This is a genomic window from Enterococcus sp. AZ128 (assembly GCF_051714485.1).
GTDB lineage: Bacteria > Bacillota > Bacilli > Lactobacillales > Enterococcaceae > Enterococcus_A.
In genome coordinates this window covers 953,897-974,158 of record NZ_JBIORZ010000001.1, presented here as the reverse complement: position 1 = coordinate 974,158, position 20,262 = coordinate 953,897, and the positions used below count along the sequence as shown (strand labels likewise).

Below are 20,262 nucleotides of genomic sequence, written 5' to 3'. Positions count from 1 at the left end.
AATGATCATAGCAATCAAATAGACTTGTGGCAAGGCACCGAAAGAAAAAGCACGCAGCGGGATTTTCCACTGCGTGCTTCTTAAAGCTGAACTATGCTTCGATTTCAGTGACGATACCTGAACCAACGGTACGTCCGCCTTCACGAATAGAGAAAGTTGTTCCTTTTTCTACAGCGATCGGATGGATCAATTCAACGTCGATCGTTACGTTATCGCCAGGCATTACCATTTCGGTTCCCTCTGGCAACACGATATTACCGGTAACGTCTGTCGTACGGAAGTAGAATTGTGGACGATAGTTGTTGAAGAATGGCGTATGACGACCGCCTTCTTCTTTCGTCAATACATAAACTTCTGCACTGAATTTTGTATGTGGTGTAATTGAACCTGGCTTAGCTAAAACTTGGCCACGTTCGATTTCATCACGTGTAATCCCACGTAATAGAACCCCAACGTTATCGCCGGCTTCTCCATAATCCAATGTCTTACGGAACATTTCAAGTCCAGTTACGATTGCTTTTTGAACTTCAGGTTTGATCCCGATGATTTCAATTTCGTCTCCGACTTTGACTTCCCCACGATCGATCCGACCTGATGCTACAGTACCACGTCCTGTGATTGAAAAGACATCTTCTACTGGTAACAAGAATGGTTTGTCATTGTCACGTTCCGGTGTTGGGATATATTCATCAACTGTGTCCATCAAGTCCATGATTACTTGTTCTTGTTCAGGATCGCCTTCTAATGCTTTCAAAGCAGAACCTTTAAGAACAGGAATGTCATCACCAGGGAAACCATATTCAGAAAGCAACTCGCGAACTTCCATTTCAACTAAATCGATCAATTCTTCATCATCAACTAAGTCGACTTTGTTTAAGAAGACGATCAAATGCTTAACACCTACTTGGCGTGATAACAAAATGTGTTCACGCGTTTGCGGCATTGGTCCATCAGTAGCAGATACTACTAAGATCGCACCATCCATTTGAGCCGCACCGGTAATCATATTCTTCACATAGTCCGCGTGCCCTGGAGCATCAATATGGGCATAGTGGCGTTTTTCAGTTTCATATTCAACGTGTGCGGTATTGATAGTTATTCCGCGTTCACGTTCTTCTGGTGCAGCATCGATACTAGCATAGTCTTGAGGGTTTGCTAGACCTTTCTTGCCTAATACCGTTGTGATTGCTGCCGTTAATGTCGTTTTACCGTGATCGACGTGACCGATGGTACCAATATTAACGTGTGGTTTACTTCTATCGTAATGTTCTTTTGCCATAATAAACAAACCTCCTAAAAAGTGTAAAAATTCTTACGGATACAGTGTAAAACATTTTTGGTTAAATGAAAAAGATTTACACTTTTACTTTTAGTAAGTAACTATCCGAAATTATAATACATCAGAATTGGTCAAACTCCAAATAATTTGTCTCTTACTTACTGGACGATAAAATTCATTTGAGTGATAATAGTAAAAAGGTTCTTTAAATTTCATTTAAATGGATTAGAAAGACGAATAAGGAGTTGATCAAATGCTTTTTGAAGAAAAGATCCAGCAGTTTCCACGTGAGTTGAGAAAAGCATGGAATGTTGGTTTTGTATTTATGTATAATGGAAAAACTTTTCATCATTTTCCAGCACGCCAATGGACAGATAAACAGATCAAAGAATATTTTCAGGAAAATTACGATAGCTCTTCAATCATTATCGAGCATTCCGATTTGAAGTTGAAAGAATTACAGATTGAAAACTTTCCGAACTGGATCGTTGTGATTCCTTATTAAGCAAAAAAAGTGCTCGACAGTTAGGTCCTGTCGGGCACTTCTTGGTTACACTAATAAATTGTACAACGTTTTGTTTTGACTCAATTCAATATAGGTTGAATCGAATTCCTTCAAACGTTTCAATAATTCTGGCAGTGTTTCTGGCTTCTTCAACAACACGCCAATCACTACTGGTCCAGTTCCACGATTGCTCTTCTTGGTGTATTCAAAACGAGTAATATCGTCTCCTTCACCTAAAACTTCTGATACAAATTCTTTTAGAGCGCCCGGACGTTGCGGGAAGTTCACCACAAAGTAATGTTTCAGCCCTTCGTAAATCAAAGAGCGTTCCTCAATCTCGGCCATTCGATTAATGTCATTGTTTCCGCCACTAATGATACAAATTACAGTCTTACCTTTGATATTGTCTTTCATTAGATCCAATGCGGCAACGCTCAATGCGCCAGCGGGTTCAACCACGATCGCTTGTTTACCGTATAAATCTAGAATTGTTGAACAGATCAAACCTTCATCGACAGACATTAATTCATCTACATACTCTTTGCTATGCGAATAGGTAATCTCACCAACTCGTTGAACTGCCGCACCGTCAACAAATTTATCAATCTCAAGTAATTTGGTTGGTTGCTCTTCTTCAAAAGCCGCTTGCATCGAAGCCGCGCCTTTAGGTTCGACTCCAATTATTTTAGTAGTCGGCGAAGTATTTTTCACATAAGATGAGACACCGCTGATTAATCCGCCGCCGCCGATGGCTGAAATTACGTAATCTGGTTTGTAGCCTTCGCTTTCTGCATCAGTCATCATTTCTAAGGCTAAGGTTCCTTGTCCTGCAATGATATTTTTGTCATTGAAAGGATCAATAAAGGTCATGCCGTTTTCTTCACAGTATTTCCTCGCGGCAGCAGCAGAAGCATCAAAGGTATCGCCAACTAAATGAATATCCGCAAACTCACCACCGAAGAATTTTACTTGGGAAACTTTTTGTTGTGGTGTAGTAGTTGGCATAAAGATCGCTGCCTTCGCTTTCAATTCATGACAGGTATATGCAACTCCCTGTGCATGATTTCCGGCACTCGCACAAACCACACCTTTTTTTAATTCTGTCTCTGAAAGTTTCTTGATAGCATAATAGGCTCCGCGTAGTTTAAATGAGCGAACTTTCTGCAAATCTTCCCGTTTTAATAAAATGGTCGCCTGATATTTTTCAGACAAATAACGATCATATTGCAACGGCGTATGATTTACAGAGTCCTTCAGTAATTGATAAGCACTGCGAACCTCGGTATCTTTGATCAAGTCCATCGCTGCACCTCCACTAGTCTTTGCGACTTACAAATGGCATCATTTTACGTAATTCGCCGCCGACTTCTTCAATTTGATGGCCGGCACTTTCGGCGCGCATCTTCTTGAATTCAGGGAAGCCATTTTTATTATCATCGATAAAGCCTTTGGCAAATTTACCATTTTGGATATCCGTCAAGACTTCCTTCATGCCCGCTTTGGCTGTTTCAGTGATCACACGAGGGCCAGAAACATAGTCGCCGTATTCAGCGGTGTTAGAGATTGAGTCACGCATTTTCGCAAATCCGCCTTCATAAATCAAGTCAACAATTAATTTCATTTCGTGACAAACTTCAAAATAAGCTAATTCAGGTTGGTAACCTGCTTCAACTAACGTTTCAAAGCCAGCTTCGATCATACTTGTCAAACCGCCGCAAAGTACTGCTTGTTCACCAAATAAATCTGTTTCTGTTTCTTCTTTGAAGGTTGTTTCCAAGACACCTACTCGTGTAGCGCCGATTCCCTTAGCATAAGACAACGCCAACTCTTGAGCAGTTCCTGTTGCGTCTTGATAAACGGCAAATAGGGCAGGTACCGCGAAACCTTCAGTAAAGGTGCGACGAACTAAATGACCTGGGCCTTTAGGAGCAACTAAGAATACATCCACGTTTTTTGGTGGGTTGATAACATCAAAATGAATGTTAAATCCGTGAGCGAATACCAAAGCATCGCCTTCTTTTAAGTTTGGTGCGATTTCGTTTTCATATAAAGTACCTTGGATTTCATCTGGAGCTAAAATCATGACTACTTCGGCTTTCTTAGTCGCTTCTCCTACAGGGAGCACTTCAAACCCGTCTTCGCGAGCAGCCTCAGCGGATTTTCCTTCTCGAATACCGATCACAACTTGGTGACCTGTATCTCTAAGATTTTGCGCATGAGCGTGTCCTTGAGAACCATAGCCCACTACCGCGATTGTTTTTCCTTCTAAAGCATCCTTCGCTACTGCATCATCATAATAAACTTTAACCATAATTTTTCCTCCAATTTTTTAAACTATATTAATAGCAAAATCATATGTTAATTTTGCGTTTAACCTCTACTAAATCCGGTTACACCGGTTCGTGCTAATTGTTTGATCCCATAAGGCCTGAGTACATCGATACATGCATTGACCTTTTCTGTCGATCCAGCAACTTGTACCACAATCGTTTTTAAGCCCACATCCACCACATCGGCGCGAAATGGATCGATCATTGCCTGAATCTCAGAACGAATCGCTGCTGGTGCGCTGACTTTGATCAAGGCCAGCTCTCTTTCTAAATGAGGTTCATCTGTCACATCAGAAACTTTGACGACATCGATTTGTTTATTTAGTTGTTTAGTAACTTGTTCGACATCGGCTAAAGTTTCGGCCTGAATAATAATCGTCATACGCGACTCGCCGTCCCTCTCCGTTCGTCCGACAGAAACACTATCCATGTTCACTTGCCGGCGATTCAAGACACTCGTGATTCGGCTGAGTACCCCCGCTTGGTCATGCACCATTGCTGTAATCATCCGTCTCATTTAATCAACTCCCAACATCTGATCATTCGGCATTCCAGCCGGAATCATTGGTAATACGTGTTCTCGATTGCAGATCATGACCTCGATCAACATCGGTCCCGATGTAGCAAAAGCTTCCTGCAACTCTTTTTCCAAAGTAGCTGGATCGGTGATTTTCTTGTTGCCGATTCCATAAGCCTCAGCCATTTTCATAAAATCAGGCTGCTCGTGAAAAACAGATTGCGAGCGACGTTCATTAAAGAATTTCTCCTGCCATTGCCGAACCATACCTAATGACTGATTATTCATCAAAACAAACTTGATATCCAAATTGTTTTGGTTCAAGATCGCCAATTCTTGATTGGTCATCTGGAAGCCGCCATCTCCAACAAAGACAACAACTGACTCATCCGGTTTCCCGAACTTTACTCCAACTCCGGCCGGTATTCCATAGCCCATTGTTCCAAGTCCGCCGCTAGTAATCAATTGTTTCGGAAATTTGAAAGGATAATACTGCGCCGCCCACATCTGATGTTGACCTACATCTGTCACGACATATGACTTTCCTTCTGTTATCTTTCCGATGATCTCAACTACTTCTTGTGGCTTGATGATTTTTTCATGCCGCTCATATTTCAATGGATATTTTTGCTTGCGTTCTTCGCAAAGCTCTCGCCATTCTTGACAATCAGGTGAGGCAATCTCAATTGACAACATTTGTTGTAAGGCGATTTTAGCATCACCAACGATTGGAACATCGGTCTTAATGATTTTGCCGATCTCTACTGGATCTACGTCGATATGCGCCACCTTCGCATGAGGCGCAAAGGCTTCCGGCGAACAAGCCAACCGATCATCAAAGCGGCTGCCGACATTGATCAATAGATCCGTTTCCATCATCGCCATATTCGCTGCAAAAGTACCATGCATCCCGCCCATTCCGAGAAAATTCGGATCATCATGAGGCAAAAGACCTAATCCTAACAACGTACTAACCGTTGGTAATTGGTATTTTTTAACGAATTGGCGTAATTCTTCTACTCCATCCGCAGCAACAACTCCGCCACCGATTAAAAGAATTGGTTTCTTAGCTTTTTTCAATAAGCCCATCAAACGTTCGATTTGTAATGCTGATGGCGTTGTTGTCGGTTGATAGCTTTCTAAATGAACCGGCTTATCAATTCTTGGATTTGCTTTCAACGTCGTAATATCTTTCGGCAAATCGATCAAAACTGGACCTTTTCGACCTGTCGTGGCAATATGAAATGCTTCATTAACGATACGCGGAAGCTCCTCAATGTCGCGAACTTGATAATTATTTTTTGTAATCGGTACGGTGATCCCTAACATATCAGCCTCTTGGAAAGCATCCTTTCCGATCCCGGGTGTCGTTACTTGACCAGTAATTACAATTAGCGGAACAGAATCAATCATCGCGTCCGCAATTCCAGTCACGACATTCGTCGCACCTGGGCCACTAGTGACAATCACAACTCCAGGTTTTCCTGTAGCTTTTGCATACCCTTCTGCAGCATGGACTGCTCCTTGTTCATGACGTGTAAGAATGTTCGGAATAGATTCATCATAAAGTGAGTCATACAGTGGTAAGACAGAACCACCAGGATACCCAAAAATCAATTCAACTCCTTGATTTTCCAAACATTTAATTAATAAATCTGCTCCGCTATATAGGTGTTCAGCTTCCACTTTTTGCTTCATTTCTTCCACCCCTATTCCCCCTATTCTTCAGGCAATTTCATGACCCCGCCAGTATGTGCAGACGTGACCATTGCTGAGTAACGTGCCAACCAGCCTTTTTTGACTTTCGGCTGAAATTTCGTTAAGTTTTCTCGCCGCTTCATTAATTCATCTGCCGACACATTGACGTTTAATGTACGATTCGTCAAATCGATCGTAATCTCGTCACCATCATTAACCAAGGCGATTGGTCCGCCCGCCGCCGCTTCTGGTGAAACGTGTCCAACAGCGATTCCCCGCGTGGCACCAGAGAAACGTCCATCCGTGATTAACGCAACATCCTTACCTAAACCGCGACCTACGATACTGGATGTAGGTGCTAGCATTTCCGGCATTCCCGGTCCGCCCTTTGGCCCTTCATAGCGAATCACTACGACGTGTCCTTTTGTAACGGTATGATTATCAATGGCTTCTACTGCTTCATCATGAGAAGCGAAACAAATCGCTTTCCCTTTAAAAACTTTGATACTTGGATCAACACCACCGACTTTGATTACACTGCCCTCCGGTGCGATATTTCCATACAGAATTGAGAGACCGCCGACTGGACTGTAAGGATCGCTCTTCGGATGAATCACTTCTTCATTCATGATTTTAGCTAAGGCGACATTCTCACGTAGCGTCTTACTCGTTACTGTTATCCGATCAGCGTGGATCGCTCCATCAATTGAAACTAACTCATTGATGATTGCTGGTACCCCGCCCGCTTCATGAACATCATGCATGGAATAGCTAGAAGAAGGAGCAATTTTTGAAAGATAAGGCACTCTTTTCGCAATTTCATTGATGTCCGACTGATTGTAGTCAATCTCCGCTTCATTCGCAATCGCTAATGTGTGAAGAACAGTATTCGTTGATCCGCCCATCGCCATGTCTAATGCGAATGCATCATCGATGGCTTCCTTTGTAACGATATCCCGCGGCTTGATCTGTTTTTTTACCAGTTCCATCAAATGTTTCGCTGATTCTCGAACCAGTTCACGCCGTTCATCAGAGACTGCCAAAACTGTCCCGTTCCCAGGTAATGCCAACCCTAAGATTTCTAATAAACAGTTCATAGAGTTTGCAGTGAACATTCCAGCACATGAACCACAGGTTGGACAGGCATTTTGTTCCATAAACAAAAAATCTTCTTTAGACATTTGCCCTTCTTTAAAGGAGCCAACTGCTTCAAACATAGAAGAAAGAGTCGTTTGGTGACCACGTGGGTCAATCCCAGCCTTCATCGGACCGCCTGAACAAAAGATCGAAGGAACATTCGTTCTGACAGCTGCCATGATCATCCCCGGTGTAATTTTGTCACAGTTGGGAATATAAAATACTCCGTCAAACCAATGAGCATTGATAACCGTTTCTGCTGCATCAGCAATCAATTCACGACTGGGTAATGAATAGCGCATCCCAATGTGCCCCATCGCGATTCCATCGTCCACGCCAATTGTATTGAATTCGAAAGGAATTCCTCCTGCTTCACGAATCGCTTCTTTTGCCACATCAGCTAGTTCTCGTAGGTGGACATGTCCTGGTACAATATCAATATAAGAATTACAAATAGCAATAAATGGCTTATCCATATCATGGATATTTTTTACTTGGCCAGTAGCATATAACAAGCTTCTGGCAGGTGCTGCGTCAATTCCTTTTTTAATCTGATCACTTCTCATAGTCACATCTCCCTACATTCAAAAAAAGAGCATCCCATCAATAAATGGGATGCTCTTGCAAGAATCCCATTTCTAACGCAAATAGGACTCAAACTAACGGTTGTTGCTTCTCCGCGTTCTAAGTCCTGGACTCAATAATTAATAAGACGATACCATCAAAATTATTGTATTTACTCTTGCGCATAGAAATCGGCTCCTTGTTTTTTCTAATAATTTCTTAATCATTTTTTTATACTATACATTTCATAAGATTAAAAGTCAATGAATTTTCAGAATATTTTCTAACTTAGTGATTTTTTGGTTTTTTTCTTATAGGAATAGGATTGCTTAAAATTTGGTTTACTGAACTGATGATCCACTGTTTGGAGAAGGCTAAGTTTTAATAAATGAATTTAATACAGATTTAATGAAAAGAAAAGCCCGACAATGATTGTCGAGCTTATCCAGCGAATTGGCTGTTATAAAGGTTCGCATAAAAATCGCCTTTTTCCATCAAACTGCGGTGGCTTCCCTGCTCAATAATCGAGCCGTCTCTCATCACCAAGATTAAATCAGCATTTTTAATGGTAGATAGACGGTGAGCGATCACAAAACTAGTTCGTTCAGCTGTTAATTGATCCATTGCCTGTTGGATCATGCCCTCTGTACGTGTATCTACACTGGAAGTCGCTTCGTCTAAAATCAACAACTGCGGATTGGCTAAAATCGCTCGAGCGATCGTCAACAACTGTTGTTGGCCTTGAGAAATCTGACTGCCGTCTGAGGAAATAATCGTATCGTAACCGTTCGGAAGCGTCCGAATAAAATGATGACACTGTGCATCCTTTGCTGCTTGAACAATTTCTTGTCTAGTAGCATCTGGATTACCATAAGCGATGTTTTCCGCCACAGTTCCTTCAAATAGCCACGTATCTTGCAAGACCATTCCGAATTTCTGGCGAATTGATGCACGTGAAAAATGGCTGATATTTTTGCCGTCAACTTCGATTTGTCCGCCAGTCAATTCGTAGAAACGCATCAACAAGTTGATCATCGTTGTTTTCCCCGCACCTGTTGGACCTACAATTGCTACCATTTGCTTTGGCTTCACTTTAAAGTTTACATCTTCCATCAAAAGACGTTCTGGTGTATAACCAAAAGCAACGTGTTTAAAGGTTACCTCGCCTCGGAGTTCTTCCGGAACAGAGACGCTCATCATTTCTTCTTTTTCTTCATCTTGATCTAGAATTTCAAAAATTCGTTCTAGGGCAGCAAATGCACTCTGCAAACTATTGATCACATATGAAACTTGAGTGATAGGTTCAGAAACTTGGTTCACATATTGTAGATAAGCTTGAACTAAACCAATTGATAATTGACCATTGATTACCATGATCCCGCCGACGACTGCGCTAGTCACAAAGCCCAGCTGATTAATCAAACGAATCAGCGGGTTGATAGCAAAGCTGACAAATTGCGCTTTTTTAAAGGCTTGAAATTGGGCTTCATTCAATTCATCTAGCTCTTCCGCTGTTTCTTTTTGCCGATTATAGGCTTTAATCAAAAGGTTTCCTGAATAGTTTTCCTCTGCCTTCGTTCCAACGGCCCCTAGAGCTGCTTGGTTTTCAGAAAAATATTCTTGGTTTTTGTGTGCTAAATAATTAGTCAAAACGAGACTGATCAGCAGAATAACCACGATCCCTAATGTCAACAATGGACTCAAGTAAATCATCAAGCCCAAACCAATGACGATCGACAAGAACGCTGAGATCATTTGCATCAAGCCCACTTGTAAAACTTCCGAAACTTTATCTAAGTCGAGGGTCGCTCTAGTTAAAACATCCCCAGTTTTGTATTGATCAAAAAACTTCATCGGTAAGCGATTCAATTTGTCTGTCAAGGTCTTTCTCAACCGCAAAGTCAATGTTTCAGCAACACTCGCCATTGTGTATTCCTGCAACAATGAAAACAACGAGACACCGCCCCAAGTTAACAAAAGCAAAAGTATTGGATGAAGCAACGCAGCAGATAGATTTTCAAAAGTTACTTGTCCTGTTCGGATCAATGTAATGATCGCATCCAACCCCCAACCTAAAATCAAAGGAGTGACCGCCATCAATGTAGCGAAACATACAGCAGAAGTAATAATCACGATGAAACGTTTTTTCTGTTCCATCAGTAATTTGAATAGCCGAATTCCGGTCTTTTTAAAATCTTTTGGTTTTTCTGAAACTAATTTTTTTTCATCAACTTGCTTGATGCTCATGCTTCTTCCCCTCCATTCCTTGAGATTTGGCAAATTCTTGATAGACATGACAGGTTTTAAGTAATTGATCATGTGTACCTCTACCAACGATTTTTCCTTCTTCCAACACAATGATTTGATCAGCGTCCTTGATCGTAGAAAGTCGTTGGGCAACAATTACGATCGCTGCGTCTGTCAGGTAGTTTTTTAATGCTTTCCGCAGCTTAGCATCGGTTTGGTAATCTAAAGCCGAAAAACTGTCATCAAAGAAATACAGATCCGCTGGTTTGATCAACGCCCTTGCAATACTCAATCGTTGCTTCTGACCACCAGAGAAGTTATTGCCCTTTTGTGCAACAACAGCGTCATACTGACCATCCAAGTTGTTAATAAACTCTTCAGCCTGTGCTACCATAGCGGCTTCTTTTATTTCCTCTTCCGTTGCTTGAGGATTCCCGAAGAGAAAATTATCTTTGACTGTTCCACTGAACAAGAATGCTTTTTGAGGTACGTAACTAATACGGCCTCTTAGTGTTTCCTGAGTGACATTTTGAATTGGCTCGCCTAGTAAGCGAATCTCGCCTTTGGTCGTGTCTCTTAAACGTAAAAGAGCCTTAGCGATCGTACTTTTTCCTGAGCCAGTTCCCCCGACGATCGCTGTAACTCCTTTAGGTATTTCAAAATGGATATCTGATAAAACAGCCTCTTCAGCTCCGCTGTATGCAAAATCTACATGATCAAAAACAGCAATCAGAGCCTCCTCTTTTAATTCGAAGGAAACTTTTGAGCCATCAACGATTTCTTCTTTTTTGTCTAATACTTCACCGATCCGTTCTAATGATGCCAAGCCCTTTGGAATCATCACGATTACCATCGCTGCCATCGTTAAGAACCATAAACTTAAAACCGTGTACTCGCTGATTGCTGTCAGGCTCCCAATCGGTACATTGCCTTGAACCACAAGTACTCCTCCGAAAGCCAATACAGCGGTCATTCCCAGTCCCATCACTAAATTGACTGTCGGGTTCAACACAGCGAATAATTTATTGACTCGGATCATTACTTCCGAGTAGTTGCTAAATGTTTTATCTGTCCGCTTCTTTTCAAAGCCAGTTTTATTAAATGCCCGAATAACTCGGACACCCGTATAAAACTCTCTTAAAATCTGCATCATCTTGTCCATTCGTTGCTGCATTACATCAGCTAACGGAATGGCCTTTTTGATCACTAATAGTGATACAACTGAAAACAAGACAATTGTTGCGATCGGAATCCAAACAAATCGCCAAGAAATGGCTCCTGTTAAAATGATCGAGGCCAGACAGATTAACGGTGCCGGTATGATCATCTGAAAGACCATCATCATGATCTGCTGAATATTTGTAATATCGCTGGTAGTTCGAGCAAGTAACGTTGGTGTTCCGAACTCGTCCATATCAGCCATAGAAAGCTGCTGCGTTTTATCGACTAATTGTTTCCGTAAGAAATAGCCGAAGCGCCCAGCCAAAATTGCTGAATAATAACTGGCGATGATTGAGACGATCCCGGTTAGCACAGCTATTCCCAGCATGAGGGCACCATTTCGCCAAATCGCTCCTTGATCTCGAGTTAAAATACCTTCATCAATAATTTCAGCAACATAGTAAGGAATCATCAGTGTTCCAACAGCTTGCACAATCATTAAGATGAAGGTGCCTAAGAACATCTTTTGATATTCTTTGAAAAAGATTTTGAATAGTTTCATCTTTTTTTCCCTCCTTCTCCTATGTTAGAATAAAGTGTAACGTAACGTTACAGTCAAGCAGAAAATGGTGATTTTTATGAAAAAACTTTTAACGATCAGTGAGATGGCAAAGTACGCTGGTATCAGTAGACGAACGTTGATTTATTATGACCAAATTGACCTTTTCAAACCAACAAAAATCGGTGAAAATGGCTATCGCTATTATGGCATTGATCAATATTTTGAGTTGGATGTCATTCTGTTGTTGAAAAATCTCGATGTTTCCTTAGAAGATATTCATGTTTTTTTGAAGAACCGAAACGTGGATTATGTATTGGACGGTTTTATGCGGCAAAGACAAAAAGTCGATGAAGAAATTAATAAATTGAAGAGCATTCGTGGTTCGTTAGATAGTTATATTGAACGCTACACTACGTTAAAGAACTTTGACTTGGAATCGATCACCCTTTCCCATCGTGAAGCAGAGTCCTTTGTAATTTCCGAAACGATCGAGAATTTTGATGGCATTGACTCCGTTCAAATTTACGGTCGATTCTATTCTTCAGTGGATAGCAGCGACTTGTTCAGCGGCTACCCCATCGGTTTCTTAGTAGATGGCTCTGCATTCTATCAAGAAAATTTTCATGCAGCTCCCTATCGCGCTTTAGTAAAGATTCCAGAGGATCGCTTACACCTCTATGACAAGCAGCGAGTAGTTCAGCGGCCAGCAGGCAATTATGTTTCCGGCTTTATGAAGGATGAAATCCATCATATCAATACTTTCAATAATCGCTTCAGAAATTATTTGAAAGAAAACGACTTACAATTGAATGGTGATATTTGGGAACTACTGTGGCAGGATGAAACAACGTCAGAACATCCAGAGGATCAGGTCTTTGAAGTGCTGATACCTGTAAGACCAAAGGAAAAGTGCTAGATGATTGTTGAGACCATTAAGCCAAGTAACCTTGACAGTTGAATAATAGTGATGATAAGATTGAAAAGAATTTAAGGAAAGGAGAGAGTATGATGATTAAGACTAACAAGACTAACCAAATACAATTGATTGATCTGTTTGATTCGTTTTATTCGGACAGAGTGTCTTTTTCGATTGACTCTCTGTATTCGTAAATAAGACCTATTTGATGAACTGTCAATCATATCGATTGGCAGTTTTTTTGTGTGCCTGATTGTTCATGAAAAAATTACGGAGGTGTTTCCTATGAGTGGAAAAAGAAAGAAATCAGAGAACTATAAAATTAATTAGAGGAATAATTTATTCCTCTACGAGAGGATTAAATATGTTAACAATTAAAGGAAAATACAATACAGCAACAGTCTATACAGATATCTTGACTGACAGTACTGTTGGCCAAATTATGACGCTTTGCAATCAGAAGTTCACGCAAGATGCTAAAATTCGGATCATGCCGGATACTCACAGCGGATCGAGCTGCGTCATCGGAACAACGATGACAATAAAGGATCAGGTCGTCCCTAACCTTGTCGGCGTAGACATCGGCTGCGGGTTATCGGTAACTAAGATCAGAAAAAGCGTCAAATTGAATTTTGATAAACTGGATCGAACGATTCGTAATCGGATTCCCAGCGGGCACCATTCTCACAGCAAGCCTCAATATGCTTTTCCCTTAGAAAAAATTCAGGCGCCGATTCATCGCGGCTGGGCACTACGAAGTTTGGGAACATTAGGCGGCGGGAATCATTTCATCGAAGTCAACGAAGGCAGTGATGGGTTTTATTTGGTCATCCACAGTGGCAGCCGCGTTTTAGGCAAAGAGATCGCCGAATACCATCAGGAAATCGCTTATCAAAAACTGACACAAATGCGGCAAGATTTGAAACTGCAAGCAAAAGCAGCGAATGATCCTGATGAAAAAGCAGATTTGATTCAGCAACGGGATGAAATAAAGATTCCCTATGATTTATCTTATGTATCCGATCAAGATTTGGAAAATTACCTATCAGATATGCAGATCGCACAACAATACGCTGCACTCAATCGGCAAAGTATGGCACGGACGATTTTAAAAGCCATGAAATGGGAAAAACAGGTCATTGAAAGCTTTGACAGTCCCCATAATTATATTGACTTGGAACACATGATTTTGCGAAAAGGTGCGGCTTCCGCCAGAAAAAACGAAAACATGATCGTCCCCTTAAATATGAAGGATGGTTCCATTATCGGTGTTGGAAAAGGCAACGACGAGTGGAATCAATCCGGGCCCCATGGAGCTGGCCGGATGATGAGTCGCTCGCAAGCTAGAGCCTCGATCAGTCTCGAAAATTATCAGCATATGATGCGCCATGTTTGGTCGACCTCTATATCTAAAAAAACGCTGGACGAAGCGCCCAAAGCATATAAATCAAAGAAACAGATACTGACTGATCTGCATGAAACAATGGAAGTAAAAGAAATCGTTCGACCATTGTATAATTTTAAAGGCTGATTAACCAGCCTCTAAATCGATAGAAAATCAAAAATATTTTCCGATAAAAATTGACTAGCCTTTTCAAAGTTGCTAAACTTTAGATGAACGCGGAGGTAATCGGAAATACCGGATAAGCGAAATTTTTTTTACGATGAATTGTCATCGCAAAAAAGGATTCGCTTATCCTTTTTTGTTTGGCTACTGTCATCTAGGAGGTTTCATATGCCAAATACTCGACACGTCACTCCCATTATCCGCAAAGAATTCGCCCGCTTTGCTATACCTGCCGTAATCGGTATGGTGGTCTCGTCGCTCTACAATATCGTTGATGGTATTTTCGTTGGGCAAGGCGTTGGCGAATTGGGATTAGGCGCCATCAATATCGTCTATCCTTTTATCATGCTGGAAATTGCTATCACGATGCTGATCGCTATCGGAGGCGCCAACCAGTTTTCCAAAAATCGTGGTCGCGGTGATAAGTCCAAAGCAAACAATATTTTCCTGCAAAGTATGGTCCTGCTTGTGACTATTGGGTTAATTTTGAACATTCTTGTATTGACCTTTACCACGACCACCTGCCGTTTGCTCGGTGCCAATGACCAGCTCCTTCCTTATGCAAAAGAATACATTTGGTGGATCGCTTTATTCGGGATCATCTATATGCCAGGATTGGGACTAAGTATTTTCGTTCGTAACGATAATGCTCCCCGACGAGAACTCTTTGGTACGATCAGCGGTACCGTGGTCAATGTCGTCTTAGATTATCTGTTTATCATGGTGTTTGGAATGGGAATGGCTGGCGCTGCGATTGCCACGGGGATTGGTCAAACGATCTCATTCTTGATCTTCTGTACTCATTTCCTGCAAGATAAACGAACGTTAAAAATTACAAAACCATATTGGAACCTAACAGACATCAAGCAGCTAATGACCAGCGGACTACCTACTTTCTTAATGGAATTCAGTCAATCCGCCGTCTCGTTTAGCTTTAACTTAGTATTACTAAGTCGGATTGGCGCTACTGGCGTCTCCTATTACAGCATCGTGATGTACATTTGTTCTATCTTCAACATGGTTCTGATCGGTCTCACTCAGGGGGCACAGCCGATCATGAGTTACAACTATGGTAAGAAAAACCATAGTGAGGTTGAACAGATTCATAAGCTGGCTACTCATACAGCGTTAGTCTGTACAACTATTATCTATATCGGGATCTTTTTCTTCGGTGGGGCTTTAGCAAAAATTTTCGTATCCAATAACCCAGAATTGACCGCTATGGCTGCTAAAATGATGCGTTACTATTTCTTGGCCTTTTTCCCGATCGGCATTACCCTGATCAATATTCTCTATTTCCAAATTACCGAAAAAAATACGCAAGCGATTCTGCTATCGATCCTGCGTTGCGTTGGTTTCATTCAAATCTTTTTGCTGATTCTACCGTTCATTTTCGGTGAAGTCGGTATTTATCTCTCATTCTTTGCTGGCGAAGTGCTCCACTTTCTGCTGTCAGAGAAGATGTTTAGAACAGAACTTAAACTTCCTATCAGTAAAACCAGTAGTTCAAATAATATTTAAAAGAGACATCTGCTATCAGAAGATCAAGATAGCGGATGTTTCTTCTATCATATTTTTGGTAATAACGTTTAATTAATAACAGGTTCTGATCACTTATTAATCACTAACTTAAACGCCTATTCCACGATATCAAGTAATGTTTTCCAAAAAAGCTTAGCCAGAAAAATTGCAAAAAAAGACTCAACAGATTTCTGCTGAGTCTTCATTAGGGCGAACGATGGGAATCGAACCCACGAGTGCCGGAGCCACAATCCGGTGCGTTAACCACTTCGCCACGATCGCCATGTTACTATTCAATTCAAAAGAAAGAACTAAGATGAATAACATCTTAGTTCAATACCGGCGGCCGGGGTCGAACCGGCACGCCCGTGAGGGCACTGGATTTTGAGTTTTACCGCTCTTACCAGTACTATCCCATTAAACAAAGAAAAATAAGACTATACCCATTTATAACCGATTTAAACAAGTTATGGGTTAGCCATTTAAGATATTATTTGGAGACTCTATTTACCTGTACACTTATACACGTCAATTATACCATCTAGTTCTATCCTTGTCCACCACTTTTTAGCTAGAACCCCTACCATTTTAGTTAGATGATTGCCACCACCGTATCTTCTTTGCTAAGTTTGATTAGATGATTTATTCTCAACATACATAAATGACCCAAACTGCGTTTTACTATAGACAGATGATAGCAAAATCCTAGGGTGTCTAACTATTGAATCCATGTAGAACCTAAAACTTAGATTTTCGCAACTTTCTTTGATGTAGGCAAAGCAACTCGTAAAAGTCATCAAATAGAAAGACATTCTTCTCATTCTTTCCGTTCTACCCAGCCTCTGGAAAAGAAGTACTGACCTTTTTGCCCATGAATCTAACTACCTGCGTTACAAGTAGAAGATTTACTTCTCTCCTCTTAGTCATTCTACTTTTCACATCAGATAGTAACTCCAGCCATCTTCTGACAATTAAAAGCCTAAACCTACATATACTAGTAGATATAGTTTTATATCACGAATATTAAGCACCTAAACAATAAATAAATAACAACATTAACGACAAAATTACTCAATCCTTATTTTTATAAATTTTGGATGCCATATACCAAATAACATAGATACTTCCAACACCTATCAAAAAATTAATGATAAAACTATCAATACCAAATATTTTTTCAAAAATACTATTCATACAATCTCCTACGAAAAAGCTGGCTATTGTCCATAACCCAATATTTATACTTTTTTCGTTTTTAAACCAATAATTGATCTGATCATTATACTTTCTTAACATGATAGACATACTCCTTATAAAAATTAAAATTCACACTATTATACCTATTAATTAAAATATTATTTCAAACTGGTCAAACGTTATCTCTACGTATATCATCAAATTGGTTAGTCTCAAATCACTTTATCCGCTTCTAACATACCCATAGGACAGTAATGATAACTCCTAGCTAACAATATTTTATTTGCTTCTTTTTTCATTTTTTCTCGCTAAATTCACAAACCCTAAAGTTAACCAGCAAAATGTAAATGTAATGTACAGCCATTTATGCCATGCAAAATAACTATACAAGGTCAAGATTGCGACAAAAAAATACAAACAATAGCCATACTTATAATAATATTTCTCCATAGTCTCCCTCCTCATAAATATTATTCAATCTTATTAAAACATACTCAAAGAAAAAACAATGGTACTAAAGTACCAATTTAAAATCCATAAAAAATAGTTTTGAAGTAAAAAAGTAAACAAACTTTTACTTTATCATTTTAATTAGATGATTGCCACTTTCGTATCTTCTTTGCTCAGTTTAACTAGATGATTTATTTCCAACATACATAAATAACCTAAACTGCATTTTACTATAGACAGATAGTAGGAAAATCATAAGGTATCTAACACTTGAATCAGTGTAGAACCCCCACCCTAGATTGTTGGAATTTTCTTCTCTTTCCAGTAGCCAGTATAACTCATAAAATTCATCAGACAGAAAGACATTTTCTTCATTACTTCTTTTCATTTCGGCTTCTGACACAGCATTAGATAGGCTTCTTTCCATGAATCAGATAGTTTTCGGTAGTGACAGAAGAATGACTTCTTTTCTTCTATCCATTCTGCTTTCTCCATTAGAGAGCAACCTTCACCTTGTTCTTTCTGTCCTACAAACTTGAAACCCTGATTTTTTATCCTTAGATACACTCTTGGGGTACGTTTGCTTCTTGGTGGGTTTTCTTGCCAAATCGGATAGCTTTTTTCTATATCCATCACCCTATTTTTACACCTTCTGTGAGCTGAAGATGAAAATTACTTCTGGCACCCATCATTTTTCCATCTCCAGCCACATTACTTTTTTCTCCCAATCAGCCTCTTTAGGCTACGGACACTGCACCGCAGAGGAGCTTATTATGGGTCAGCCATCAAGGATATTTTTTTGGGACTTTATTTACCTGTGCACTTCTACTCGTCTCTTTAAATGCCTCAGATAGAGCTAGCAACATAACTGAAAAAGCGAATGTTGATAACAAACTAATGATAATGGTCTTGAATCCTTTAAAATTATGATGGATATAAATTGAAGATAAATTCCAGACAATAAAAGGAGCAAGCCAGTAAATCCCCCATGAAATGCTTGTTCGTAAATTAAGTTTTAAAACACCAAGAATTAGCAAGGCGTACCCTCCATAATAAAGAAGACTTAACCACTCAAAAGAAGTATGGAAGATCATCGATAATAAGTAATTAAATAGCGCCAGTAAAACAAGAGTAAATACGATACGACCGACAACGTTTAGTTTCTTATACCACTTTGCAAAAGTATTCATTTTGTCATCTCCTTAGGTTTAAACAGTTTATCTTTAACTGTGAGAACTACAGCTAAACAAATACTAATGCCACTTATCCAAGTATAAAGATTTCTAGGAATGGTAATTGGCTCTGTATCGGGAGTAAGAAATAGCTGTAGTAGAATGACAAAAAAGAACAAATAAGCCATGGTAAATACTACTTTATCAAGAAAATACCCAAAGTAATTAGAGAATGATTTAATATAAGTCATTTCAAAGGTCACTCCATTCCTATGAATTTATGAAAGTAAGTCTCTGCCCACCAACCATAAAGAACTGAACTCAAAAGAACTATAGTCAAAATAACTAATCTTAAATTAAAACTTAGATTTCCTATACCAGAAAATAAAATCATAAATAGAAAGGTAAAAAAAATAAAAAATGTTCCCATGAAGTGGGTGAATATATACCATTTCGCCAGCCATTGCTGTTTTTTATGAAGTGCTTTGTACAAACAGATACCGATTATTCCGAAACGCCATAAGATTGCTGTACTGTTGGGTTCTGTTTTCATTTCAAACCTCCGTTCAACCAATTATGAGTAAGTAACATTTTCCATGTATTCTGCATTTTCTTCTATTGCTCGTTTTACTGTGCATTGTTTTAGCTAGAACCCCTATCATTTTAATTAGATGAGTACTACCACCGTCTCTTCTTTGATCAGTTTAATTAGATGATTTATTAAACGCACAGATGAATAACCTAAACCTCGTTTCACAACAGCTAGAATGTATCGTGAATTAGCTATTTTAAAGTCAGCTTAGGTTTAAATAAATCATAATCTCCGAGGCATTTGTGACAACTCAGAATAACTATAGAATTGAGATTTATCTGAGTAATCCGCTTTGTACAGCCCATTCAACCCAGCTTTTTGTCCAATAACTCCTAGTTCTATCATGAGATGCTCTTCTGTAGATGGAAAATGGATTCTCCCCTTTAAAGCCATACTACGGATATAATTAACTAGTCTGTTGACCAACGCTTCTGGATTCTCTACGGAATCTAATTTTTTATACACTTGTAATAACACGTCAGTAATATCCAATAATTCTGACGTGTTATCTTCACGTTTACTTAAAAGATTGTATAGTTTATGAATATACTCTTTTGCTAATTCTCTGTTATCCATGTACCATTCTTCTTCTTTCCTATGTTATTTTTTAGATTAAGTATATCCCAAAAATTTATTTTAGTCTAATACGAACCTTTACTATTTTAATTAGATGGTTACCATTCTTGTATCTTCCTTGCTCAATTTAATTTGATGAATCCTTTCAAACACAGATGAATAGCTCAAACTGACTTTCACTATATGTAGATGATTGGAAAACTATAGGGTATCTAATGCTTGAATCAGTGTAGAACCCCCCATCCTAGATTGTTGGAATTTTCTGCTCTTT

17 protein-coding genes and 1 tRNA gene are annotated in these 20,262 nt (G+C 39.7%); 4 read left to right on the top strand and 14 right to left on the bottom strand.

All coding sequences use genetic code 11. The annotated features are described in order from the left end of the window. Positions 1-91: 91 nt before the first annotated feature. Positions 92-1,279 (bottom strand): elongation factor Tu, encoded by a 1,188-nt coding sequence (tuf, locus tag IGI38_RS04845; protein WP_438727339.1) that lies wholly within the window; start codon positions 1,277-1,279, stop codon positions 92-94. 253 nt (positions 1,280-1,532) lie between these two features. On the opposite strand from tuf, the gene IGI38_RS04840 reads away from it, so the two are divergent. Next, on the top strand, positions 1,533-1,784 hold the full coding sequence (locus tag IGI38_RS04840) for a hypothetical protein (RefSeq protein WP_438727336.1): 252 nt from the start codon (positions 1,533-1,535) through the stop codon (positions 1,782-1,784). A gap of 45 nt (positions 1,785-1,829) precedes the next feature. On the opposite strand, the gene ilvA is transcribed toward IGI38_RS04840, so the two are convergent. The 7 genes from ilvA to IGI38_RS04805 all read right to left on the bottom strand — a co-directional run bounded on the left by ilvA (position 1,830) and on the right by IGI38_RS04805 (position 12,000). After that, on the bottom strand, positions 1,830-3,086 hold the full coding sequence (gene ilvA, locus IGI38_RS04835) for a threonine ammonia-lyase IlvA (protein ID WP_438727334.1): 1,257 nt from the start codon (positions 3,084-3,086) through the stop codon (positions 1,830-1,832). A gap of 13 nt (positions 3,087-3,099) precedes the next feature. After that, positions 3,100-4,095 (bottom strand): ketol-acid reductoisomerase, encoded by a 996-nt coding sequence (ilvC, locus tag IGI38_RS04830; protein ID WP_438727332.1) that lies wholly within the window; start codon positions 4,093-4,095, stop codon positions 3,100-3,102. Between the two features lie 59 nt (positions 4,096-4,154). Beyond that, entirely contained in the window at positions 4,155-4,631 is a 477-nt protein-coding gene (gene ilvN, locus IGI38_RS04825) for an acetolactate synthase small subunit (RefSeq protein WP_088932739.1), read from the bottom strand. Continuing rightward, entirely contained in the window at positions 4,632-6,329 is a 1,698-nt protein-coding gene (gene ilvB, locus IGI38_RS04820) for a biosynthetic-type acetolactate synthase large subunit (RefSeq protein WP_438730304.1), read from the bottom strand. 20 nt (positions 6,330-6,349) lie between these two features. Then, a complete protein-coding gene (gene ilvD, locus IGI38_RS04815; RefSeq protein WP_438727328.1) occupies positions 6,350-8,032 on the bottom strand; it encodes a dihydroxy-acid dehydratase in 1,683 nt (560 codons plus the stop codon). Positions 8,033-8,471: 439 nt separating this feature from the next. Next, the gene (locus IGI38_RS04810) at positions 8,472-10,277 is read right to left on the bottom strand and encodes an ABC transporter ATP-binding protein (protein WP_438727325.1); all 1,806 of its coding nucleotides are present in this window, start codon (positions 10,275-10,277) and stop codon (positions 8,472-8,474) included. Continuing rightward, positions 10,258-12,000: an ABC transporter ATP-binding protein gene (locus tag IGI38_RS04805; RefSeq protein ID WP_438727322.1), complete on the bottom strand. Its 1,743-nt coding sequence runs from the start codon at positions 11,998-12,000 to the stop codon at positions 10,258-10,260. Before IGI38_RS04805 ends, IGI38_RS04810 begins: the two co-directional genes overlap by 20 nt. Positions 12,001-12,076: 76 nt before the next feature. Here IGI38_RS04805 and IGI38_RS04800 point away from each other — a divergent pair, with 76 nt between their 5' ends. The 3 genes from IGI38_RS04800 (at position 12,077) to IGI38_RS04790 (ending at position 16,004) form a co-directional block, all read left to right on the top strand. Then, on the top strand, positions 12,077-12,916 hold the full coding sequence (locus IGI38_RS04800) for a MerR family DNA-binding transcriptional regulator (RefSeq protein ID WP_438727320.1): 840 nt from the start codon (positions 12,077-12,079) through the stop codon (positions 12,914-12,916). A 364-nt stretch (positions 12,917-13,280) separates the two neighbouring features. Further along, complete coding sequence (locus tag IGI38_RS04795) at positions 13,281-14,447, top strand: RtcB family protein (RefSeq protein ID WP_438727317.1); 1,167 nt, start codon at positions 13,281-13,283, stop codon at positions 14,445-14,447. A 204-nt stretch (positions 14,448-14,651) separates the two neighbouring features. Beyond that, positions 14,652-16,004, top strand: a complete 1,353-nt coding sequence (locus IGI38_RS04790; RefSeq protein ID WP_438727315.1) for an MATE family efflux transporter — start codon at positions 14,652-14,654, stop codon at positions 16,002-16,004. 209 nt (positions 16,005-16,213) lie between these two features. Here IGI38_RS04790 and IGI38_RS04785 read toward each other — a convergent pair. From IGI38_RS04785 to IGI38_RS04760, 6 genes are all read right to left on the bottom strand, one after another. Then, positions 16,214-16,286: transfer RNA gene (locus IGI38_RS04785), tRNA-His, on the bottom strand. Between the two features lie 789 nt (positions 16,287-17,075). Continuing rightward, positions 17,076-17,300 (bottom strand): hypothetical protein, encoded by a 225-nt coding sequence (locus tag IGI38_RS04780; RefSeq protein WP_438727314.1) that lies wholly within the window; start codon positions 17,298-17,300, stop codon positions 17,076-17,078. 735 nt (positions 17,301-18,035) lie between these two features. Beyond that, positions 18,036-18,284: a hypothetical protein gene (locus IGI38_RS04775; RefSeq protein ID WP_438727312.1), complete on the bottom strand. Its 249-nt coding sequence runs from the start codon at positions 18,282-18,284 to the stop codon at positions 18,036-18,038. Between the two features lie 152 nt (positions 18,285-18,436). After that, entirely contained in the window at positions 18,437-18,841 is a 405-nt protein-coding gene (locus IGI38_RS04770) for a hypothetical protein (RefSeq protein ID WP_438727309.1), read from the bottom strand. A 241-nt stretch (positions 18,842-19,082) separates the two neighbouring features. After that, the gene (locus IGI38_RS04765) at positions 19,083-19,376 is read right to left on the bottom strand and encodes a hypothetical protein (protein WP_438727307.1); all 294 of its coding nucleotides are present in this window, start codon (positions 19,374-19,376) and stop codon (positions 19,083-19,085) included. Positions 19,377-19,637: 261 nt separating this feature from the next. Further along, entirely contained in the window at positions 19,638-19,991 is a 354-nt protein-coding gene (locus tag IGI38_RS04760; RefSeq protein WP_438727304.1) for a bacteriocin immunity protein, read from the bottom strand. Positions 19,992-20,262: the final 271 nt, after the last annotated feature.